Below are 21202 nucleotides of genomic sequence, written 5' to 3'. Positions count from 1 at the left end.
GTAGTGTTTCGGTGGTTTTAGCGTCAGGGAAACGCCCGGTCCCATTCCGAACCCGGAAGCTAAGCCTGACAGCGCCGATGGTACTGCAACCGAAGGGTTGTGGGAGAGTAGGACACCGCCGAACTTACCTTCCGTACGGCCCGTTAGGATCTGACAGCGCCGATGGTACTGCAACCGAAGGGTTGTGGGAGAGTAGGACACCGCCGAACTTACCTTCCGTACGGCCCGTTAGGATAGCCAGTTGGCTGCCCTAGCGGGCCGTACGCGTATGTCCAGAACAAGATTTTTCACGGCAGGAGGCCAGGTGTCCGAGTTCGGTCGACGAGACTCAGCGGATGATGGGTCCGGCCGGTCGGCACCTCGGGACGAAGGCTCCCGGGGCCGGTCGGACGCACCCCGGGGAGACCGGCGCGGTGCGCGGCAGGACCGTGGCGGCCGTGACGGTGGTTACCAGGGCCGGCCTCGCCGCGACGACCGCGGAGTCCGCGGCGGCGGCACTCCCCGTGACCGCGACCAGCGCGGAGGATACGCAGGTCAGAGCCGTGACAGCGGCCGCCCCTCGGGCGACGACCGCCGCGGAGGCGGCCGGCCGGGCGGCGGCCGGTACGAGGACCGCGGCGGCAACCGTTCGGGTGGTCGCTACGAGAGCCGAGGTCAGGACGACCGCGGCGGCCGGCCCCAAGGCAAGTCCTCTTACGGAGACCGCAAGCCACGCTGGGAAGACCGCAGCGGCAGCTCGGATTCACGCGGCGGCTACCAGCGCCGAGACGACGACCGCGGCGGCCGCACCGGCGGCTTCAAGCGCGACGACCGCGGAGGCTCAGACTCGCGCGGCGGCTACCAGCGCCGCGACGACAATCGCGGCGGTTCCGACCGCGGGAGCTATCAGCGCCGCGACGACAATCGCGGCGGTTCCGACCGCGGCAGTTACCAGCGCCGCGACGAGAACCGCGGCAGCTCCGACCGCGGTGGTTACCAGCGGCGCGACGATGACCGCGGCGGCAAGACCGGTGGGTACAAGCGCGACGACCGCGGCAGTTCCGACCGTGGCGGCTATCAGCGTCGCGACGACGACCGCGGTGGTTACCAGCGTCGCGATGACGATCGCGGCGGCCGCACCGGCGGCTTCAAGCGCGATGACCGCGGCGGTTCCGACCGCGGTGGTTACCAGCGTCGCGATGATGACCGCGGTGGCAAGACCGGCGGCTTCAAGCGCGACGATCGCGGCAGTTCGGACCGCCGCGAGGACCGCGGTGGTTACCAGCGCCGTGACGATGACCGCGGTGGCAAGACCGGCGGCTTCAAGCGCGATGACCGCGGCAGTTCCGACCGTGGCGGCTACCAGCGCCGCGACGACAACCGCAGCAGTTCCGACCGCGGCAGCTACCAGCGTCGCGACGACAACCGCCCCGCGAAGCACGATCGGCCCCGGCGTGAGCCGCGGGTCGGGGGGCCGCTCGATGACGAAGCCCTCGCCAAGGAACTCCTCGAGGCTCCGGAGCTGCCCGAAGACGTCGAATTCTCCGACCTCGACGAGGACGCCCGCCGTGAGCTGCGGACCCTGCCCAAGGGCCTGGCCGAGACCGTCGGGAAGCACCTCGTCGCCGCCGGTGGCCTCATCGACTCCGATCCCGAGGCCGCGCTCGAGCACGCCAAGTACGCCAAGGCGAAGGCCTCCCGGGTGCCGATCGTGCGTGAGGCGCTCGGCCTCGTCGCCTACCACGCCGGCAACTGGTCGGAAGCCCTCTCCGAACTGCGGGCCGTGCGGCGGATGACCCGCAGTGACGACCACATCGCCATCATCGCCGACGCCGAGCGGGCGCTCGGCCGGCCCGAGCGTGCCCTCGACCTCGCCAAGGAGGCCGACAAGACGTCGCTGAGCAAGGCCGTGCAGGTCGAGCTCGCGATCGTCGCCGCCGGGGCGAGGCGGGACCTCGGGCAGCTCGACGCCGCCGTCGTCTCGCTGCAGGGCGACGACCTCAAGGCCGGCAAGCGCGATCCGTGGAGCGCGCGCCTCTTCTACGCCTACGCCGACAACCTCGTCGCCGCCGGGCGCCAGGACGAGGCCGTCCAGTGGTTCCTCAACGCCGCCGACGCCGACGCCGACGACGAGACCGACGCCGCCGAACGGGCCGCGGAGCTGGCCAACGCCGAAAAGCCCACCGATGAGTGACGCGCTCCTCGCGGCCTACGACGCGGTCCTGTTCGACCTCGACGGCACCGTCTACCACGGCTCCCGGGTGATCCCGGGCGCCCCGGAGACAGTGCGGGCCGCGCGCGAGCACGGCACCCCGGTGCGGTTCGTCACGAACAACGCGTCCAAGGCGCCGGACGAGGTCGTCGCGCACCTCACCGGCCTCGGCATGCCCGCCGAGACCGATGAGGTGCACACCAGCGCCCAGGCGGGCGTGCAGCTGCTCGCCGAGCGGCTCGAGGCGGGCGCCGAAGTCCTCGTCGTCGGCACCCGGGCGCTCGCGGACGAAGTCGCCCGGGCCGGGCTGAAGCCGGTGCGGGAGAACGCCGAGAGCGTCCAGGCGGTCGTTCAGGGGCACTCGCCCGACAACACCTGGGCCGCGCTCGCCGAGGCCTGCCTGGCCATCCGCGCGGGCGCGCTGTGGGTGGCCTGCAACGTCGACGCGACGCTGCCCAGCGAACGCGGCCTGCTGCCTGGCAACGGCTCGATGGTCGCCGCGCTGCGCACCGCCACCGACGTCGAGCCGCTCGTCGCCGGGAAGCCGCAACCACTCTTGTTCGAAACCGCCGCGCGGTCCGCCGGCGCGAGCCGGCCACTGGTCGTCGGCGACCGGCTGGACACCGACATCGCGGGCGCGGTCGCCGCCGGTGTCGACTCGCTGGTCGTCCTCTCCGGTGTCGCGACGCCGAAGCAGCTGATCGAGGCCATCCCGGCCGAGCGCGGCACCTACCTCGCGAAGGACCTCACGGCGCTCACCGAGCCGGCCGAGGACCTGAGGATCGGGCCGCGGCCGGGCTGGACCGTGACCGTCGAAAACCAGACCCTGACGGCGAAGGGTGACGGCGACGACCTCGACCTGCTGCGCGCCCTCTGCCACGTGGCCTGGGAGACCGGCGTCACCGAACTCGGCGAGGACACGAAGGTCCAGCTGCCCTGACTGTGTCCTCTGGGGCCGAGCCCCAGACCCCGGCCGGGGGGCGAGCCCCCCTGGACCCCCCAACTGCCCCTGATACCGTTTGTGACGTGCAGGATCACCCCTACCCCGTCCCGGGCCCGCCGCCCGGTTCGTTCTCGCCGCAGACCGACCCGCGGGCCGGCATCGACGAGGCCGTCGCCGGCCTGGACGAGCTGGACTCGCTGCCGCTGGCCGAGCACGTCGAGCGGTTCGACGCCGTGCACACCGAGCTGACGGTCGCCCTCTCCAGCATCGACAAGGTCTGACCGCGGTGCCCAAGCGGGCGCGCCTCGACGCGGAACTGGTGCGGCGCGGCCTCGCCCGGTCGCGCGAACAGGCCTCGGCCCTCATCACCGGCGGCAAGGTCACCGTGCGCGGCATGGTCGCGAGCAAGCCCGCGACCGGCGTCGAGACCGACGCGCCCATCGTCGTCAAGGACGAGGACGACCCCGGCTGGGCCTCGCGCGGCGCGCACAAGCTGCTCGGCGCGCTCGAAGCGTTCACGGAACTGAGCGTCGAGGGCAAGCGCTGCCTCGACGCCGGCGCGTCCACCGGCGGCTTCACCGACGTCCTGCTGCGCCACGGCGCCGCGACCGTGATCGCCGCCGACGTGGGCCGTGGCCTGCTCGACTGGCGGATCCGCACCGACGAACGTGTAGTCGTCATGGACCGCACCAATGTTCGCAACCTCTCTCCCGAGGACCTCGGCGGCCAGGTCGACGTCGTCGTCGGGGACCTCTCGTTCATCTCGCTCAAGCTCGTGCTGCCCGCGCTCGCCGCCTGCGCGCGCGAGGGCGCCGACCTCGTGCCGATGGTGAAACCGCAGTTCGAGGTGGGCAAGGACCGGCTCGGCAGCGGCGGCGTCGTCCGCGACCCGCAGCTGCGCGCCGAATCCGTGCTCACGGTCATCGACGAGGCCGCGAAGCTCGGGCTCGCGCTGCGCGGCGTCACGGCCAGCCCGCTGCCCGGGCCGTCCGGGAACGTCGAGTACTTCGTCTGGCTGACCAGAACACACGTGGCCGAGTCCACTGTGGACGCGGTAGACAGGTCTGAGGCCGAGCGGCTCGTCCGAACCGCCGTCGAGGAAGGGCCCGCATGACCACCGAACGTGAAGTGCTCCTCATGGTGCACCCCGATCGCGAGGCGACGGGCGAGGCCGCCCGCGAGGTTTCGGCGCGCTTCGCCAAGGCCGGCATCCGGATCCGGGTGATCGAGGAAGACGTCTGCGCGCTGATCAACCCGGACCGGCACGGTGTCGGGTCGACCTGCACCGTCGTGGACCCGGACGACAACCCCGCCGAAGGCGTCGAGCTGGTCTTCGTCCTGGGCGGTGACGGCACGCTGCTGCGCGCGGCCGAGCTGGCCCGCCCGGCCGGGGTGCCGGTGCTCGGGGTGAACCTCGGCCGCGTCGGCTTCCTCGCCGAGGCCGACTCGGACGCGCTGGCCGACACCGTGCAGCGCGTCGTCGACGGCGACTACCAGGTCGAAGAGCGGATGACCATCGACGTCACGGTCACCCACGACGGTGAAGAAGTCGTCCGCACCTGGGCGCTCAACGAGGCCAGCGTCGAGAAGAGCACGCGCGAGCGGGTGCTGGACGCGCTGATCGAGGTCGACGGCCGGCCGGTGTCGGCCTTCGGCTGCGACGGTGTGCTCTGCGCCACACCGACCGGTTCGACGGCGTACGCGTTCTCGGCCGGCGGCCCGATCATCTGGCCGGACGTCCAGGCGCTGCTGGTGGTGCCGAGCAACGCGCACGCGATGTTCGCGCGGCCGCTGGTCGTCTCGCGGAACTCGGTGATCACCGTCGGGATCGACCCGGACGGCTCGTCCGCCGTCCTGACCTGCGACGGCGGGCGGCTCATCGACCTGCCGCCGGGGGCTCGCGTGCGCGTGACGTGCGGCAAGACCCCGGTGCGGCTGGTCCGGCTGTGGGACGGCCCGTTCACCGATCGCCTGGTCCAGAAGTTCTCGCTGCCGGTGAAGAGCTGGCGCGAGCGCCACGCTCGCCCTTGTGAGTAGCTGCCGCTCGGCGATCCGTTCGAACATATCGGCGACTCGCCGGGTGCCCGCGCGCGCAGAGTGTCGGTGGGGGCCGCTACCGTAGGCGGCGTGCTGGCCGAGATGCGCATCCAGGGCCTCGGAGTCATCGAGGACGCCCTGCTGGAACTGCACGCGGGCTTCACCGTCGTGACCGGTGAGACGGGTGCCGGTAAGACCATGGTCGTCACCGGGTTGCACCTGCTCTCCGGGGGCCGGGCCGAGGTGTCCAAGGTCCGGACGGGGATGCTCAAGGCGTTCGTGGAAGGGCGGTTCACCTTTTCGGGCGTCGAAGGCGCCGAACGGATCGTCACCGACTCGGGCGCCGATGTCGACGAAGACGGCAGCGTGATCGCGCTGCGCGCGGTCGCCGTCGACGGGCGGTCGAGAGCCCACCTTGGTGGCCGGTCCGTGCCGGTCGGGGTGCTCGCTGAGCTGTCCGAGCAGCTGATCGCGGTGCACGGGCAGAACGACCAGCTGCGGCTGCTGCGCCCGGCCGAGCAGCGCGCGGTGATCGACCGGTTCGCCGGCGATGCCGTCGCGAAGCCGCTGCGGGCGTACCAGGAGGTCCGATCGGAGTGGCTCGCGGTGATCGCGGAGCTCACCGAGCGGTCGACGCGGTCGCGGGAGCTGGCCCAGCAGGCTGACCTGCTCAAGCACGGGCTGACCGAGATCGACGCCGTCGCGCCGGAGCCGGGCGAAGACGTCGAGCTCACCGAGCAGATCAAGCGCCTCGCGGCGGTCGACGAGCTGCGCGCGGCCGCCACCGAGGCGCACGTGGCGGTGTCGGGCTCGCCCGACGGTGACCCGGACGCGCCGGGCGCGGCCGGGCTGGTCTCCGAGGCGCTGCGACGGCTCACGACGTCCGAAGACTCCGTGCTGCGGGAGCTGGCGCCGCGGCTGGAGGAGGCGTCGGTGCTGCTGGCCGACGTCGGGGCGGAGCTCGGCAGCTACGTCGAGACGCTCGACGCCGACCCGGCGCTGCTGGAGAAGGTGCTGTCGCGCCAAGGCGACCTCAAGCGGCTGACCCGCAAGTACGCGGCGGACGTCGACGGCGTGCTGGCCTGGGCCGACGACGCCCGGCGCCGGCTGGAGTCGATGGACACCTCCGAGGAGGCGCTCGCCGAGCTGGGCATGCGGCGCGACCAGCTGGCGATCCAGCTGGGTGCGCACGCCGCCGAGGTGTCGGCCGCGCGGGAGAAGGCCGCCGCCGAGCTGGCCGCGGAGATCACGCGTGAGCTGTCCGGGCTGGCGATGGGGCAGGCGGCGATCGAGGTGACGGTCGAGCAGCGCCCGGCTGAGCACGGCGACACGCACGCGCTGACCATCGACGGCCGCGCGGTGCACGCGGGAGCCGAGGGCGTCGACGACGTCGAGCTGCTGCTGCGCGCCCACGACGGCGCCCCGCCGCTGCCGGTGCACAAGGCCGCTTCGGGTGGTGAGCTGTCGCGGGTGATGCTGGCGATCGAGGTGGTGCTGGCGCACGCGGACACGGTGCAGACACTGGTGTTCGACGAGGTCGACGCGGGCGTGGGCGGCCGCGCGGCGGTCGAGATCGGCCGTCGGCTGGCGCGGCTGGCGCGCACCCACCAGGTCCTGGTGGTGACGCACCTGCCGCAGGTCGCCGCGTTCGCGGACCAGCACCTGGTGGTGGACAAGGGACACAGCGGCGGCGTGACGCGCAGTGGCGTGAAGAACCTGAAGCAGACCGAGCGGGTGAGCGAGCTGGCCCGGATGCTCGCCGGGATGGACAACGAGACCGGCCGGGCGCACGCGGAGGAGCTGCTGGCCACCGCGGAGAAGGACAAGGCCGAGTTCGTGCCGAAGCGGAAGCGGGCCGCCAAGAAGAAGTAGGAAATACATCGCGCGCCTGAGGGTGTTGTGCGGGCTGATCGCCTGCGAAGAAAGGACCCCGATGCGCGCGGTGGTGCTCCGAGAACCCGGTCCCGTCGAGAACCTCGAGCTGACGGATCTCCCGCTGCCCGAGGTGAAACCCGGCTGGGTGCGGATCGCCGTCAAGGCGTTCGGGCTCAACCGGTCCGAGCTGCACACCCGGCTGGGCCTCGCCGACGGCGTCACGTTCCCGCGGGTCCCCGGGATCGAAGCCGTCGGGATCGTCGACGCCGGCGACGGGTTCGCGCCCGGGCAGCAGGTCGCCACCATGATGGGTGGGATGGGCCGCACCTTCGACGGCGGCTACGCCGAATACACCGTCGTGCCGCGGGAGCAGGTCATCCCGTTCCGCTCCGAGCTGCCGTGGGAAGTGCTCGGCCAGGTCCCCGAGACGCTCCAAACCGCGTACGGCTCGCTCACCACCGGGCTCGACCTCGAAGCAGGCCAGACGCTGCTCATCCGCGGTGGGACGTCCGCACTCGGGTTCGCCACCGCCACCCTGGCGAAGGACCTCGGCGCGACCGTCTTCGCGACCACCCGGCAGCCGGACCGCATCGCGACGCTGAAGGACCACGGCGTCGACCACCCCCTGCTCGACGACGGCGAAGTCGCGAAGCAGGTCCGGAAGATCGCGCCCGAGGGTGTCGACGCCGCCCTCGAACTCGTCGGGACGCCGACCCTGCCCGACACCCTGAACGCCACTCGCGTGCACGGCACGGTCTGCTTCGCCGGGATGCTGTCCAACCAATGGACGATCTCGAACTTCTATCCGATCGGCTACCTTCCCGCCGGGGTGCGTCTCACCGCTTATGGTGGTGAGGCGGACGACCTGCCCGCCTCAGTCCTCCAGCGCCACCTCGACCGGATCGCCGCCGGGCAAGCGAGCCTCGGCCCGGCCAAGGTGTACTCGATGACGGAGATCCGGCAGGCGCACGACGACTTGGAGCACAACCGGACGGCGGGCAAGCTCGTCGTGCTGACCGGCCGAGCGGAGGGAGCCGCCCCGTGATCCTGCCGCCGCCCGCCGACGTCGAGGCGCAGCTGGCCGCCGCCCGGCGCGACAGCGACCTCGACCGCTACCTCGGCCTGCTCGCCGGGGAGGAGCTGTTCGTCCCGATCCGGCGGGTGGACGCGCACAGCATCCTCGACGAACGCGCGGAGACCTTCCCGAACGTCTACTTCGAGACGGGCGGTGACGAGTTCCTCCAGGTCTTCACCCGCGGCGCGCTGCCCGACCTCGGCCCGGACATCGTCGTGATGAGCGGCGCGCTCGACTGGGCGGTCGACGGTGTCGGGCGGCACGAGCGGGTCGTGTTCAACCGCGGCACCCGCGGCGAGTGGCGGCTGCCGGGCGCGACGCTGCAGCCGTGGCTCGACGCGCACGTCGACGACGTCACGCCGCTCGAGGAGCAGGTCGAGCGGCTGATCACCGCGCCGTACGGGCACCTCGAAGGCCCGATCGCGCACGCGCTCGCGTGCGGTGCGCACCTGGCCGTGCTCAACGCGGCGCCGTGGAACGTCCTCGACGCGCGCTACCACGACTACGTCGCCGAAGTGCGCGGCCTGCGGGACTGGTGGGGGGTGCCGGACCCGCCCGGCTGGCGCGCCACGATCGCCGACCTGATCGGCGACGGCTACGCGCTGACCCCCGGCAACCTCGTGCTCATGCTGCGCCTGCGGTTCGCCGCCGAGTACGGGCCGACGGGTGGCGAGTTCGACCCGCTGACCTGGGCCGAGCTGGTGGACCGGTGGTGCGCGGAGAACGACGCCGAGGACCAGGCCGAGGAGCTGCGGCACACCGTCCGGCGGGTGTCGCGCTGCGAGCAGCGCCTGCGTGCCGACGGCCTGGTCGACGGCGACGGGTTCGTGACGACGGCGCTTTCGTGGGACGTCGGCCGGGCCGTCAACATCGCCCGCTGGGGGCTGGCCGCCGGTTACTGCGACGCGCTGACGGCCGAGCTGATGGTGCTCGAGGCCGGTTCGCTGGCCCGCCGCTACCACCAGTCATGGGCCGACCTGTCGGCGGGGTACGTCATGGGCCGGGTGCTGCACTCCGACGAAGACGAGTTCGGTGAGTGGTACCCGGCGGCCGTGCGAGTCCACCACCAGCTCCTTCAGGACCCGGCGAGCCCCTGGGTGAACCTCGATTTCGGGTCTCTTTCGGAGGAGTCCGAAGCCTGACCCGTGCGGGGGAGGTCACCACAACGAGTCACCCCGGCTTCGGCGTGGCGAGCATCGTCCCACGAGCAAATTTGTCACCATCGGCCACATGAAGCTCACCGGCTTGCTCACGCGGAACCAAGAACCCCTTCCGGGGATCACCGGCGTCGCCCGCGTGGACCGCCGGACCCGGGAGCTGCTGCGCCGGATCAGCCCGGGCGACATCGTCGTGCTCGACCAGCTGGACCTCGACCGCCAGACGGCCGACGCCCTGGTCGAGGCCGAGGTCGCGGGCGTGGTCAACGCGTCGCCGTCGATCTCCGGCCGGTTCCCGAACCTGGGCCCCGAGATCCTCATCGGCGCCGGCATCCCGCTGGTCGACTCGGTCGGCGGTGAGCTGCTGCGCTCGATCAAGGACGGCACCAAGCTGCGGCTGCACGACGGCGCCGTGTTCGTCGGCGAGCGCCAGGTCGCCTCGGGCATCGAGCAGACCGCCGACAGCGTCGCGGACCAGATGATCGAGGCCAAGGCCGGGATGTCGACGCAGCTGGAGGCGTTCTCGGCGAACACCATCGAGTTCCTGCGCCGCGAGCGCACGCTGATCCTCGACGGCGTCGGCGTGCCGGAGCTGAAGGTCGCGATCCGCGACCGGCACGTGCTGGTCGTCGCGGGCGGCAACGGGCACGCCGAGGACCTCAAGAAGCTCAAGAAGTACGTCGCCGAGCACCGGCCGGTGCTGATCGGCGTCGACGCCGGCGCGGACACGCTGCGGGTGCAGGGGTACCGGCCGGACGTCGTCGTCGGCGACCCCACCGGCATCGGGACGGTCACCCTGCGCGGCGGCGGCGAGGTCGTCGTGCCCGCGCAGCCGGACGGGCACGCGCCCGGGGTCGAGCGGATCCAGGACCTCGGCATCGGCGCGGTGACGTTCCCGGCGTCGGGCAACGCCGAAGACCTCGCGCTGCTGCTGGCCGACGCGCACGGCGCGAGCCTGGTCGTCACGGTCGGCTTCCAGGCCACCCTGCGCGAGTTCCTCGACCACGGCCGGTCCGGCTCGAACCCGTCGACGTTCCTGACCCGGCTGAAGCTCGGCACGAAGCTCGTCGACGGGAAGGCGGTGGCGACGCTGCACCGCAGCCGGGTGTCGATCGGCGCGGTCGTGCTGCTCGTGCTCGCCGCGGTCGTGGTGGTCGCCGCGGCTCTGCTGGTGTCCGACGTCGGCTCGGTCTACCTGGACTGGCTGAAGGACACCTGGAACTCGTTCGCCGCCTGGGTCAAGGGATTGTTCACGTGATTTCGCTGCGCTACCACGTCGTTTCCATCGCCGCCTGCTTCCTCGCGCTGGCCGTCGGGGTCGTGCTCGGCTCGACGGCGCTCAACGGCACGCTGCTGTCCGGGCTCGCGGGGGAGAAGAAGGACCTGGGCAGCCAGGTCTCCGACCTCGAGGCGCAGCGCAACGCGCTCAACGCCCGGCTGGCCGACGCGGACGCGTTCGCCGGCTCGATGGGGCCGAAGGTCGTCGCGGGCGCGCTGGACAAGCGGTCGGTGGTGCTGGTGACCACCGAGGACGCGCGCCCGGCCGACCGGGACGCGCTCAAGCAGCTGATCGGCCAGGCGGGCGCGTCGGTGACCGGCGAGCTGCAGCTGACGTCCGCCTTCGCCGACCCGGAGAAGGCCGACCAGCTGCGCGACGTCGTCACGCGGCTGCAGCCGGCCGGCTCGAAGTTCCCGACCGCGGGTGACTCCGGGACGCTCGCCGGCGCGCTGCTCGGTTCGGTGCTGTTGCTGGACAAGACCACGGCGAAGCCGCAGTCGTCGGGCGAGGAGCTGGCGGCGGCGATTGGCGGGCTCACCGACGGCGGGTTCGTCAAGGCGGGCGGGGACGTCAAGCCGGGTCAGCTGGCGGTCGTGCTCACCGGCGCGCAGGCCACGGGCGACGGCGCGGGTGACCGCGCGGCGACGATCGCCCGGTTCGCCACGCAGCTCGACCGCAGCGGCGCGGGCGCGGTCCTGGCCGGTGACAACGGTTCCGCGGACGGCACCGGCGCGCTGGGCGTCGTCCGCGCGGACACCTCGGCGACGTCGATCCTGTCCACTGTGGACAACGTGGACAGCTCGGCCGGGCGGGTCAGCACGATCCTGGCGTTGAAGGAACAGCTCGACGGGGGCGCTGGACGTTACGGCATCGCCGGCAACGCCACGGCCCCCGCCCCGGGTGTCGGCACCCCCAACGGCAACTGACGTCGTGAGTGTTTAGGGCGGTTAGAACCGCCCTAAACACTCACGACAAGCCGCGGCAGACTGCTCAGCCGGCCAGCCAGAGTGCCGGGACGTTCGGCGGTTCCCAGCCCACCATCGAGGTGTGGCCCTGGCGGCACGTGTACGTGACGCCGTTGTAGGTCACCTTCGCGCCCGTCGCGTACGCCGTGTTCGGTGCCCACGCGGGAATCGAAGGCGGTGTCGTGGGCGTGGTCGGTGTCGTGGGAGTCGTCGGGGTCGTGGGTGTCGTCGGCGTGGTGGGGGTCGTCGGAGTGGTCGGAGTGGTGGTCGGTGGCGTCGAGCAGTTCGGCGTCGACGCGGCCAGGCCGTTCACCACGGCGTGGAACAACGTCGAAGCCGGGTCGAGGTCGTAGAGCGAGAACATCATCGCGCCGCCGAGACCGGTGCAGTGGATGTAGTCCGTGCGTGCCTTGACCGACTGCGCCGACGAGCCGCCGTAGAAGTTCGTCCCGTCGTAGAACCAGGCCGACTGCGTGACCGGGTCCCAGTACGTGTCCGACGGGTTGTCGACGACACCGGACAGTTCCTTGTACATCGCGACGCCGGGGACGTTGCCGCTCAAGGCGTGGCCCGGTGACGGGCCCGAAGCCGACTGGTACAGGCCGTGGTTCGAGCCGGCCGGCACGCCGGTCCAGCCGCGGTAGTAGAACGGGATGCCCAACGTCAGCTTGTTCGCCGGGAAGCCACCCGGGATGCCGTAGGTGCTGTTGCCGTGCAGGTAGTCCTTGACCACCGAGTCGATCGTGTACTTCTCGGTGCCCGGCGGGATCGTGCCGGACGGGTCACCCGGCGACGAATAGAGCGGGTCCTGGAAGTTCGTCGGCCCGGTCGCGTCCCACGCGCCGTGCATGTCGTAGGTCATCGCGTTGCCGAAGTCCAGGTACTGCCCGATCTTGTCGGTCTGGATCTTCGCGATCTTGTCCTGCCCGCCGGGCAGCGCGGCCGAGAGCGCGTAGTGCTTGCCGCCCAACGCGTCCAGCTCACTGCGGAACTCCGCCATCAGCGCGGTGTAGTTCGCGGTGTCGGCGGCGCTGTAGTGGTTCCCGACGTGCCCGGTCGGTGAACCCGGGTACTCCCAGTCGATGTCGATGCCGTCGAAGATCCCCGCCGCGGTGCCCGGGCCGCCGTAGCCGCCGGACGCCGGGATGTTGCCCTTGATGAACATGTCGATGCAGGAGCTGACGAACTTCTTGCGCGACGCGTCGGTGGCGGCGGCGTCGGAGAAGTACTTCGAGTACGTCCAGCCGCCGATCGACAGCAGCACCTTGAGGTTCGGGTGCTTGGCCTTGAGCTCCTGCAGCTGGTGGAAGTTGCCGACGATCGGCTGGTTCCAGGTGTCGGCGGTGCCGTCGACGCTGATGTCGGAGCCGAAGGTCTTCTGGTAGTCGGCGAACTGGTCCTCGGCGCCGTCCCCGGCGTTCGGGTCGCTCTCGCCGCCCGGGTCCGGCGTGGTCGCCTTCGTCGTCTCGAAGCAGGTGAGGTTGTTCGGGTCGATGTTCTCGAAGTCGTAGAGCAGGTAGTCGAGGTTGCCGGCGATGGCGTCGACGTTCTTCAGGTAGTAGGCGTTCTGGTAGATGCTCCACTGGTCGTAGTAGGCGATCCGGACCCCGCCGGAGGTCGCGGCGGCCGCACCGGGCGCGGCCGGGCCGGCGACGGTCAGTGCCCCGACCACGACGGCGGCGGCCGCGGCGGCGACCAGGGCGAATCTTCGCTGCATGGGCGTCTCCTCGCGCAGGCGGACGGCCCTCTCCCGGCCGCGACGGCGCGGGAGAGGGCGTACGCGATGGCTGCTTCACGAGCGGGTCCGGCCCCGTTCATGAATGTGCGCGCGCGGACACCGAGTGTCAATGCTTTGGACTAGACCAATCTGGGAAACGGTGCGCTATGCGGTGTTGTGTCCGGATTTACTTGAGCGGCGGGTCCAGCGGGAAGCACGAGACGCGCACCGGCCACGTGTCGCCGCCGGCGGGCAGCGGCATCTGCTTGAGCGCGGCCGCCGCGTCGGAGTCGTGCGCTTCCTCGGCCGCCGCGTGGAAGATGTCCGCCGCGATCGACTGGTCGAACACGCCGATCTGCTGGTGCGGCCAGGCCGCCGCGCCGTGCAGCGCGCCCGGGATCAGCTGGTCGACGACCTTCCGCAACGTCACGCCGTTCGGCGCCCGGTACTTCCAGACGTCGACGCCGAGGTTCTTGCCCAGCTCCGCCATCCGGCCCCACGCGGTGAGGTTGAAGTTGACGTAGTGCCACGACATCGTCCGCGAAAGCTCGAGGGGCTGGCTGCCGTCGGCGGCGAACTGCACCGGGAACCGCTTCGCCTCGGCGTCGAGGATGATCTTGCGCGCGGTGTCGTGCTTGCCGAGGTAGGACGCGATGGTGGCGTTCTGCATGTCGAGGAACGTGCCGTGGTTGTTGGTGGCGGCCAGTTCCAGCTTCGCCTGCGGGCTGGTCTGCATCCAGTTCAGGTACTGGGTCAGCCACGACTTGATCCCGGCGCGGTCCTTGCCGGTCCAGCCCGGCGCGCCGGTGTCGAGGAGCGCGAAGACGTCGAGGACCTGGCTGAACGACTGCGTCGAGTCGATGATCCCGGTCCCGCTGATCGTGGTCTTGCACGGGATGATCTGCGAGTACGTCATGTTCGGGTTCATCTTCGTTGCCGGGTCCAGGAACCAGGTCCGGATGTCCAGCGCCGCGCGTTTCGCGTACTTCGTGTCGCCGGTGTAGTACCAGGCGAGCGAGAGGTAGTACATCGCGTCCCAGGCCACCATCCGGTAGGTGTGGTCGGTGATCGCGTCGGCCTCCGGGTTGCGCTGGCCGTCCTTGTTGACGTACGGGCAGCCCTGCGGGTTCTCCGGTGTCTTCTCACTCGCCCACCAGTACGGCGCCTGGCTCATGTAGTCGTGCTTGTCGCCGCTCGGCGGCGCGGTCGGCTTGTCCATGACCGACCACGGCCCGGCGCTCAGCGCGGTGTTCGCCTTGTCCAGCACCACTTTCAGCGCGTCACGCTGGGCCTTCGAGGAGTGGCCACTGCGCAGCGCCTGCTTGATCCCGGCCAGCTTGCCGCCGTCGGTGACGACGGTGTGCGGTGGCGCCGCGGCCACCGCCGTCCCGCTCACCGGGACCAGCAGCAGGCTCGCGGAAACCGCCAGCGCGCCTAGGGCTTTTCGCACGTCGACCGCCTTCCGGGGACGTCAAGATCCCCACGTCGTCACCGGGCGGCGGTACGGCTGCCGGAATTCTGACGTCCCCGCGGCGCGGGTGTCAATCGGTCGGCCAGGTGCGGTGCTTGTCGATCGGGCGCGCGTACGACCCCGCGCGGCTCGTCTTCAGGCCCAGCGCCACCAGCGACTCGGCCAAGCGGACGGCCGCGGCGACCCCGTCGATGACCGGGATGTCCAGCATCGTCGCGATCTTCCGGTCCAGGCCGGTCATCCCGGCGCAGCCGAGCACGAGCACCTCGGCTCCGGCGTCCCGCGCACGCCGGCCGGCGGTGAGCAACGCCGATTCCGTGCGACGCTCGTCCGTCAGCTCCAGCACCCCGAGCCCGGCGCCGGTGACCGTGACGCAGTTCTGCGCGACCCCGGCGGAGTGCAGGCTGTCCTCGATCAGCCCGCACGTCCGGTCCAATGTGGTCACCACGCCGTAGCGGCGGCCGAGCAGGCACGCGAGGTGCGCGGCCGCTTCGGTGATGTCGACGACCGGGACGTCCAGCAGCTCGCGGGCACCCTCCCGGCCGTGCTCGCCGAACCCGGCGAGTACGACCGCGTCGAACGGTTCTTCCAGGCTCCGCAATAGGTCCAGCACCGCCGCGGCGGACAGGAAGCTGTCCAGCCAGCCTTCCGCGGACTCCGGACCCCACTTCGGTGTTCGCGCGAGGATCTCGGTGCCGGGACTCGCGGCCGCGCGGGCCCCGGCTTCGATCTCCTTCGTCATCGCCTCGGTGGTGTTGCAGTTGGTGACGACGATCCTCATCGGTGCTTCCTCGAGACCGCGAAGTACAGGGCGGCCGACGACGCCGTGCCGATGAACCACGAGTACGGCGCGGCCGGCGCGAAGAACGGCACCAGCGCGATCACCGCGGCCAGCGCGGCGGTCGGGAAGAACGTCACCAGCGCACGCGGGTTCACCCGCGGGTACGCGCCACCGTGGACGAACAGCTGCGCGACGTCGACCTTGCCGCGCCGGATCAGGTAGTAGTCGACGATCATGATCCCGAACAGCGGCCCGAGGAACGCGCCGAGCCCGCCCAGGAAGTAGTTGACCACCGTCGGCGAGGAGTAGAGCTTCCACGGCAGCACGCACAGCGCGGCGACCGCGCTGATCAGCCCGCCGACGGTGAACGAGATCCGCTTCGGCCAGATGTTGGCCAGGTCGTAGGCGGGGGAGACGAAGTTGGCGACGATGTTGACACCCATGGTGGCGACGGCGAACGTCAGCGCGCCGACGATCAGCACCGGCGTGTTGTGCACCTTGGCCAGCAGTTCGGCCGGGTCCGTGATGGCCTCGCCGAACACCTGCATGCTGCCGGCCGTCACGATCACCGACAGCAGCGCGAACGCCGTCGAGTTGATCGGCAGGCCCCAGAAGTTGCCGCGCCGCACCGTTTTCTGGTCCGGCGCGTTGCGGGAGAAGTCGCAGAAGTTCAGCATCAGCGTGCCGTAGGTGGCCAGGATCAGCCCGGCCGCGCCGAACCACTGCCGGATCTGCTCGCCGGTCGAGAGCTGTTTTGGGCTGCTGGTCAGGGAAATGTGCCAGTTCCCGGCGGCGAGGATCCAGACGGCGAGTGCGATCATCACGACCCAGATCGCCGGGCCGCACCAGTCCTGGAACTTCCGCACCGACTCCATGCCGCGGGTGAGGATCAGCGCCTGGACCGCCCACAGCGCGACGAAGCAGATCCAGCCGAGCGCGTGCAGGCCGAGGAAACCGTGTTCGGTCAACGGTTTCAGGCCCGGGTCGATGGTGAGCACGAGCAGCGTGATGGCGACACTGGCGAGGTAGGTCTGAATGCCGTACCAGAAGATCGCGATGACCGCGCGGATCAACGCGGGGAGGTTGGCGCCGAAGGTGCCGAAGCTGATTCGCGCCACGACCGGGAACGGGACGCCGGTGCGCTGGCCGATGCGGCCCATGAGGTTCATGCCGACGTAGATGATCACGAAGCCGAACAGCAGGGCGGTGAACACCTGCCAGGCTGACAGGCCGAGCACGAACAACCCGGCCGCGAAGGTGTAGTTGCCGAGGTTGTGCACGTCGGACATCCACAGCGCGAAGATGTCGTAGACCTTCCAGCGGCGGTCCTTCGCCGGCGCCAGGTCTTCGTTCCAGAGCCGGGGATCGGGTGGCGCGGTCGTTTCTTGCTGGGAGTCGGTGAGCGGGGCTGCGGTCATGCTGGCCTCCGGTCGACGTGCGGCGACGGCGATTTGGGATACCAAAATTTGGCATCCCAAATATCACCCTCAGGTCCGCCGCCGTCAACCCTCCAGTCCGTAAACTCGTGTTACGACCGTGTTGAGGAGGGGGAGTCGGTGACAACGGCGAGCGAGCGGCAGCCCCTCGCGGCCACCCGGCAGCGGGTGCGCGACGAGCTGCGCGAACGGATCTTGACCGGCCGGCTCCGCCCTGGTGACCGGCTGGTCGAGCGCGAGCTGGCCGAGGACCTCGGCGTGTCCAGGGTGCCCGTCCGCGAGGCGATCCGCAGTCTCGAAGCCGAGGGTTTCCTCGTCGAGCAGTCGGCGCGCCGGATCGTCGTCCGGCAGCTGGCGCGGGTCGACGTCGAGGAGCTGTTCGACGTCCGGGAGGCGCTCGAAGGGCTGGCCGCGGGACTCGCGGCGGGCCGGGCGGACGCGGCCGAGCTGAAGCGCCTCGACCGCGTCCTCGCCGACGCCGCCCGGGCCACCGCCCGCGGTGACGCCGCCCGGATCACCGTGCTCAACTCGCGCTTCCACGACGAGATCGTCGCCCTGGCGAACAACGCGCTGCTCACCACGATGCTGCAGCCCCTGCAGGGCCGGATCCGCTGGCTCACCAGCCAGAACGAGCACTGGGCCGACCTGCTCGACGAACACCGCCGGCTCTACGACGCCATCGCGTCGGGCGACGCGGAGCGCGCGAAGGCGTACGCGATCGAGCACGTGCGGGTCAACCGCGAAGTGACGCTGAAGGAGCTGTTCGGTTCCGATCAGACGGAGATCGGCGCCTCGAGGTAGGGCGTGACGTTGCGCAGCGCGCGAGCGACGTAGTCCTCCTTCTCGCCGACCGGGGCGACGTAGTGCATCGCGTGCTCGGCGGCTTCGAGGCCGTGCAGCCGCGCGAGAACCCAGGTGGCGAGGTAGGTCGAGGCGAGACAGCCACCCGCGGTGGCGAGCGTGCCGCGCGCGAAGAACGGCTGGTTCAGCACTTCGACGCCGGCCGCGAGCACCCACGGCTTCGTCGTCAGGTCGGTGCAGGCGGGCACGTCGTCGAGCAGGCCCAGCTTCGCGAGCACGAGCGTGCCGGAACACTGGGCGCCGAGGAGCTGGCGAGCCGGGTCGAGCCCGCGCAGCACGCTCATGATCGCCGGGTCCTCGACGACTTCGCGGGTCTTCGCGCCACTGCCGATGATCACGGCGTCGGCGGCGCACGCTTCTTCGAGGTCGATCATCGCGTCGATCGTGACGCCGTTCATGGACGTCACCCGTGGTGACGGGCTCGCGATCGACACCCGGGAGCCGGGCACCCGGTTCAGGACGCCGAGCGCGATGAGCGAGTCGAGTTCGTTGTAGCCGTCGAAGGTCAGGATCGCGGTGTGCATGATCGGCACGCTAGGCCGGTCGATCCAGGACAGTCCACAAATTGTCCTGCCTACAATTCCGGCATGCGGGAGCCGAAGTACAAAGCGGTGGTCGACGCGCTGGCCGCGCAGCTGCGCGGCGGGCGGTGGCCGGCGGGCACGCGGCTGCCCACCCACCGGCGGCTGGCCGCCGACGAAGGCCTCGCGGTGGTGACCGCGTCGCGCGTGTACGCCGAGCTGGAAGCGATGGGGCTGGTCAGCTCCGAACCGGGCCGGGGCACGTTCGTCCGCGACCTCGGGGCCGCGGCCGGCGAGTGGGCCGACGAACGCACGGTCGCGGCCGACGCCGTCGACCTGAGCTTCAACTCGCCGTCGGTGCCCGGCCAGGCCGGCCTGGTGCGCGAGGCGCTGCGGGACCTCGCGGCGGGCGGCGACCTCGACGCGCTGCTGCGCTACCAGCCCCATCGCGGGCGGGCCGAAGACCGGGCCGCGGTCGCGCGGCACCTGCGCCGGCGCGGGCTCGAGACCGGCCGGGAGCGGGTCCTGATCGTCGACGGCGCCCAGCACGGCCTGGCCGTCACGGCGATGGCCCTGTTCCGGCCCGGGGACGTCGTCGCGGTCGACGCCGTCACCTACCCCGGCTTCCGGGTGCTCGCGCGCACGCTCGGGCTGGAGCTCGCGCCGCTGCCGGTGACCGCCGCCGGGCCGGACCTCGACGCGCTCGACCGGCTGTGCCGCCGTCGCCGCGTCCGGGCGATCTACGCGATGCCGACCTTGCACAACCCGCTGGGCTGGGTGCTCGACGGCGACCAGCGCGCCCGGCTGGTCTCGATCGCCCGGCAGCACGACGCGACGATCGTCGAGGACGGCTCGTACGCCTACCTCGCCGTGGCCGCGCCGCCGCCGCTGGCGATGCTCGCGCCGGAGCGCACCGTCTACGTGTCGGGGCTCTCCAAGAGCGTCGCCACCGGCTTGCGGTTCGGGTTCGCCGCCGCGCCGATCACGCACGTCCCGGCGCTCGAGAGCGCTATCCGGGCCACGACCTGGAACACCCCCGCGCTGACCACGGCCCTCGCGCGCCGGTGGCTCGACGACGGCACGGTCGACCGCCTCGAGGAGCGCAAGCGCGACGACGCGCGGCGGCGGCAGGCCCTCGCTTCGGAGGTGCTGGCCGGCCTCCCGTGGGTCGGGCACCCCTCGGCGTACTTCCGGTGGCTGCCGCTGGCCCGGGACTCCCGTCCGGACCGGATCGTGGCGGCGCTGGCCCGGCGGCGGGTCGCGGTCTCCACCGCCGAGCCGTTCGCGACGACGCCGGCCGTGCCGCAGGCGCTCCGGCTGGCCCTCGGCTCGGTCGGCTTCGGCGCGTTACGCAGCGCACTCGAAGCGGTCCGCGAAGAGGTGGAGGGGGACGCGCACCGCTGAGGGAGGCCGCCGGTAGGGTGATGACGAAGCTCACTCTCGGTACCGGAGAACTCACGCGTTAACATGATCGCAGGCTCCCCGCCCCTTGAGCGGACGTGGCATATCCAACAGCCCGCCGGAGCTCTGCCAACAGGCGCTTCCCAGTGCCTTCATGGGAAATTCACAGAATGGGTGGCAAGTCTGACAACGTGAACCACGCCGACGAAGGTGCCGGAACGGCGGCACGATGACGACTGCCCAGGCCACTCTCGAAGCTCCTGCCCGGACCCCGAGACCGGGTGGGAAAGCGCCGTACCTGCACCAGATCGACCTCTTCCGGTTGGTCACCTTCGCCTGCGTGATCCTCATCCACGTGGTCGGCGCCACCAACTTCGCGCAGGACGTCGGCGCCAACGCCGTCGAGACCCCGCTGCACTTCACGCGGGAGGCGTTCTTCGCGCTCACCGGGTTCGTGCTGGTGTTCCAGAACCGCGGCCGCGAGATCGTCCCCGGCGACTTCTGGCGACGGCGGCTGCCGCTGGTCGCGACGCCGTACCTGGCCTGGACGATGTTCTTCTGGGCGTTCTCGCTGGTGACGGGCACGCAGCAGCCCGGCTCGCTCGAGGCGTCGATGCGCCTGCTGCTGACGGACCTGGTGACCGGCGGGGCCTGGTACCACCTGTACTTCCTGCTGGTGACCATGCAGGTGTACCTGCTGTTCCCGTGGATCATGAAGCTGCTGCGGGCGACCGAGGGCAAGCACAAGTGGCTGCTGCTCGGCAGCGGGGCCGTGCAGGTCGTCGTCACGCTCTTCATGACGTACCAGTGGTTCGGCGTGAGCTACGAGACGGTCACCCACCTCTACGCCACGGTGGTGCCGTACCAGTTCTACACACTGTTCGGCGCCGTGGTGGCCATGCACTTCGAGACCGTGCACGCCTGGGTCGGCCGGCACCGGCTGCTGCTCGGCGGCGCACTCGTCGCGGTGCTGGCCGGCACCGAGTGGTACTACCTGCGCACTGTCCACAGTGGAACGTTCCCGCAGGTGGCCAGCGACCCGTTCCAGCCCTACCTCATCCCGTGGTTCCTCACCGTCATCGCGGCGATCTACGCGTTCGCGACCTGGTGGTCCGGGCGCCGCCGGGAGGGTGGGCGCGGGGCCAGGCTGGTGTCCTGGGCGGCGAACCGGTCGTTCAGCGTCTTCCTGGTCCACCCGCTGGCGCTGGCCTTCCTCGGCCCGGTGATCCCGCACGTCGCCGAGCGGTTCGGCGCGCCGTGGCTGAGCGCGATCATCTACGTCGCGACGCTGACGCTGACCGTGCTGATCGTCGAGGTGCTGCGGCGCCTGCCGGGTAGCCGAGCGCTCACCGGACGACCGCGTCTGGTCCGTGTGAAGGCCACCGCCTGAATCACCCCGAAGGGTGGTCGGGAGCACAGTGTCTTGCGGGGCCGAGCCCCGCACCCCGCCGGGGGGCTCCGCCCCCGCGGACCCCCCGAAAGAGGCTAAGGG

The 21202-nt window shown here is 71.1% G+C and carries 19 protein-coding genes and 1 rRNA gene; 14 read left to right on the top strand and 6 right to left on the bottom strand.

Annotated elements, in window-relative coordinates; all coding sequences use genetic code 11:
• Window positions 1-7 precede the first annotated feature (7 nt).
• Window positions 8-124 (top strand): 5S ribosomal RNA (gene rrf / locus M8542_RS45055).
• A 696-nt stretch (window positions 125-820) separates the two neighbouring features.
• Here rrf and M8542_RS45050 read toward each other — a convergent pair.
• Window positions 821-1651: a hypothetical protein gene (locus M8542_RS45050; protein ID WP_257926558.1), complete on the bottom strand. Its 831-nt coding sequence runs from the start codon at window positions 1649-1651 to the stop codon at window positions 821-823.
• A 30-nt stretch (window positions 1652-1681) separates the two neighbouring features.
• Here M8542_RS45050 and M8542_RS45045 point away from each other — a divergent pair, with 30 nt between their 5' ends.
• From M8542_RS45045 to M8542_RS45000, 10 genes are all read left to right on the top strand, one after another.
• The gene (locus M8542_RS45045) at window positions 1682-2173 is read left to right on the top strand and encodes a tetratricopeptide repeat protein (RefSeq protein WP_257926557.1); all 492 of its coding nucleotides are present in this window, start codon (window positions 1682-1684) and stop codon (window positions 2171-2173) included.
• Window positions 2166-3131 (top strand): HAD-IIA family hydrolase, encoded by a 966-nt coding sequence (locus tag M8542_RS45040; protein ID WP_257926556.1) that lies wholly within the window; start codon window positions 2166-2168, stop codon window positions 3129-3131. Before M8542_RS45045 ends, M8542_RS45040 begins: the two co-directional genes overlap by 8 nt.
• Window positions 3132-3217: 86 nt before the next feature.
• Window positions 3218-3415, top strand: a complete 198-nt coding sequence (locus M8542_RS45035) for a hypothetical protein (RefSeq protein ID WP_257926555.1) — start codon at window positions 3218-3220, stop codon at window positions 3413-3415.
• Between the two features lie 5 nt (window positions 3416-3420).
• The gene (locus tag M8542_RS45030) at window positions 3421-4248 is read left to right on the top strand and encodes a TlyA family RNA methyltransferase (protein ID WP_257926554.1); all 828 of its coding nucleotides are present in this window, start codon (window positions 3421-3423) and stop codon (window positions 4246-4248) included.
• On the top strand, window positions 4245-5171 hold the full coding sequence (locus M8542_RS45025; RefSeq protein WP_257926553.1) for an NAD kinase: 927 nt from the start codon (window positions 4245-4247) through the stop codon (window positions 5169-5171). Before M8542_RS45030 ends, M8542_RS45025 begins: the two co-directional genes overlap by 4 nt.
• A 90-nt stretch (window positions 5172-5261) precedes the next feature.
• Window positions 5262-7043 carry a DNA repair protein RecN gene (recN, locus tag M8542_RS45020; RefSeq protein WP_257926552.1) on the top strand — a complete coding sequence of 594 codons (1782 nt, stop codon included), beginning with the start codon at window positions 5262-5264 and terminating at the stop codon, window positions 7041-7043.
• Window positions 7044-7104: 61 nt separating this feature from the next.
• On the top strand, window positions 7105-8091 hold the full coding sequence (locus M8542_RS45015; protein ID WP_257926551.1) for a zinc-binding alcohol dehydrogenase family protein: 987 nt from the start codon (window positions 7105-7107) through the stop codon (window positions 8089-8091).
• Complete coding sequence (locus M8542_RS45010; protein WP_257926550.1) at window positions 8088-9263, top strand: DUF1266 domain-containing protein; 1176 nt, start codon at window positions 8088-8090, stop codon at window positions 9261-9263. Before M8542_RS45015 ends, M8542_RS45010 begins: the two co-directional genes overlap by 4 nt.
• An 88-nt stretch (window positions 9264-9351) precedes the next feature.
• A complete protein-coding gene (gene steA / locus M8542_RS45005) occupies window positions 9352-10536 on the top strand; it encodes a putative cytokinetic ring protein SteA (RefSeq protein ID WP_257926549.1) in 1185 nt (394 codons plus the stop codon).
• Window positions 10533-11483: a copper transporter gene (locus tag M8542_RS45000; protein WP_257926548.1), complete on the top strand. Its 951-nt coding sequence runs from the start codon at window positions 10533-10535 to the stop codon at window positions 11481-11483. The genes steA and M8542_RS45000 overlap by 4 nt, the downstream gene beginning before the upstream one ends.
• Before the next feature lie 64 nt (window positions 11484-11547).
• Here the strand turns inward: M8542_RS45000 and M8542_RS44995 are convergent, their stop codons facing one another.
• From M8542_RS44995 to M8542_RS44980, 4 genes are all read right to left on the bottom strand, one after another.
• Entirely contained in the window at window positions 11548-13239 is a 1692-nt protein-coding gene (locus M8542_RS44995) for a glycosyl hydrolase family 18 protein (protein WP_257926547.1), read from the bottom strand.
• A gap of 187 nt (window positions 13240-13426) precedes the next feature.
• Window positions 13427-14689: an alginate lyase family protein gene (locus M8542_RS44990; protein WP_257926546.1), complete on the bottom strand. Its 1263-nt coding sequence runs from the start codon at window positions 14687-14689 to the stop codon at window positions 13427-13429.
• A gap of 91 nt (window positions 14690-14780) precedes the next feature.
• Window positions 14781-15491, bottom strand: a complete 711-nt coding sequence (locus tag M8542_RS44985; RefSeq protein WP_257926545.1) for an aspartate/glutamate racemase family protein — start codon at window positions 15489-15491, stop codon at window positions 14781-14783.
• The gene (locus M8542_RS44980; protein ID WP_257926544.1) at window positions 15488-16909 is read right to left on the bottom strand and encodes an NCS1 family nucleobase:cation symporter-1; all 1422 of its coding nucleotides are present in this window, start codon (window positions 16907-16909) and stop codon (window positions 15488-15490) included. Before M8542_RS44980 ends, M8542_RS44985 begins: the two co-directional genes overlap by 4 nt.
• 138 nt (window positions 16910-17047) lie before the next feature.
• Here M8542_RS44980 and M8542_RS44975 point away from each other — a divergent pair, with 138 nt between their 5' ends.
• The gene (locus M8542_RS44975; RefSeq protein ID WP_257926543.1) at window positions 17048-17728 is read left to right on the top strand and encodes a GntR family transcriptional regulator; all 681 of its coding nucleotides are present in this window, start codon (window positions 17048-17050) and stop codon (window positions 17726-17728) included.
• On the opposite strand, the gene M8542_RS44970 is transcribed toward M8542_RS44975, so the two are convergent.
• Window positions 17701-18312 carry a DJ-1/PfpI family protein gene (locus M8542_RS44970; protein ID WP_257926542.1) on the bottom strand — a complete coding sequence of 204 codons (612 nt, stop codon included), beginning with the start codon at window positions 18310-18312 and terminating at the stop codon, window positions 17701-17703. The genes M8542_RS44975 and M8542_RS44970 overlap by 28 nt on opposite strands.
• A gap of 63 nt (window positions 18313-18375) precedes the next feature.
• Here M8542_RS44970 and M8542_RS44965 point away from each other — a divergent pair, with 63 nt between their 5' ends.
• Together M8542_RS44965 and M8542_RS44960 are read left to right on the top strand one after the other, a co-directional pair.
• Entirely contained in the window at window positions 18376-19713 is a 1338-nt protein-coding gene (locus M8542_RS44965; protein WP_257926541.1) for an aminotransferase-like domain-containing protein, read from the top strand.
• Between the two features lie 226 nt (window positions 19714-19939).
• Window positions 19940-21100 carry an acyltransferase gene (locus M8542_RS44960; protein ID WP_257926540.1) on the top strand — a complete coding sequence of 387 codons (1161 nt, stop codon included), beginning with the start codon at window positions 19940-19942 and terminating at the stop codon, window positions 21098-21100.
• The last annotated feature ends 102 nt before the right edge of the window (window positions 21101-21202 follow it).

This window comes from Amycolatopsis iheyensis, assembly GCF_024703995.1.
In the GTDB taxonomy this organism is placed as follows: domain Bacteria; phylum Actinomycetota; class Actinomycetes; order Mycobacteriales; family Pseudonocardiaceae; genus Amycolatopsis; species Amycolatopsis iheyensis.
This window is presented reverse-complemented; position numbering and strand designations above follow the sequence as displayed.

Coding starts and splice junctions, on each gene's coding strand:
- M8542_RS45040 (WP_257926556.1), top strand. CDS start 2,166: ATGAGTGACGCGCTCCTCGCGGCCTACGACGCGGTCCTGTTCGACCTC.
- M8542_RS45025 (WP_257926553.1), top strand. CDS start 4,245: ATGACCACCGAACGTGAAGTGCTCCTCATGGTGCACCCCGATCGCGAG.
- M8542_RS45015 (WP_257926551.1), top strand. CDS start 7,105: ATGCGCGCGGTGGTGCTCCGAGAACCCGGTCCCGTCGAGAACCTCGAG.
- steA (WP_257926549.1), top strand. CDS start 9,352: ATGAAGCTCACCGGCTTGCTCACGCGGAACCAAGAACCCCTTCCGGGG.
- M8542_RS44995 (WP_257926547.1), bottom strand. CDS start 13,239: ATGCAGCGAAGATTCGCCCTGGTCGCCGCCGCGGCCGCCGCCGTCGTG.
- M8542_RS44985 (WP_257926545.1), bottom strand. CDS start 15,491: ATGAGGATCGTCGTCACCAACTGCAACACCACCGAGGCGATGACGAAG.
- M8542_RS44980 (WP_257926544.1), bottom strand. CDS start 16,909: ATGACCGCAGCCCCGCTCACCGACTCCCAGCAAGAAACGACCGCGCCA.
- M8542_RS44970 (WP_257926542.1), bottom strand. CDS start 18,312: ATGCACACCGCGATCCTGACCTTCGACGGCTACAACGAACTCGACTCG.
- M8542_RS44965 (WP_257926541.1), top strand. CDS start 18,376: ATGCGGGAGCCGAAGTACAAAGCGGTGGTCGACGCGCTGGCCGCGCAG.
- M8542_RS44960 (WP_257926540.1), top strand. CDS start 19,940: ATGACGACTGCCCAGGCCACTCTCGAAGCTCCTGCCCGGACCCCGAGA.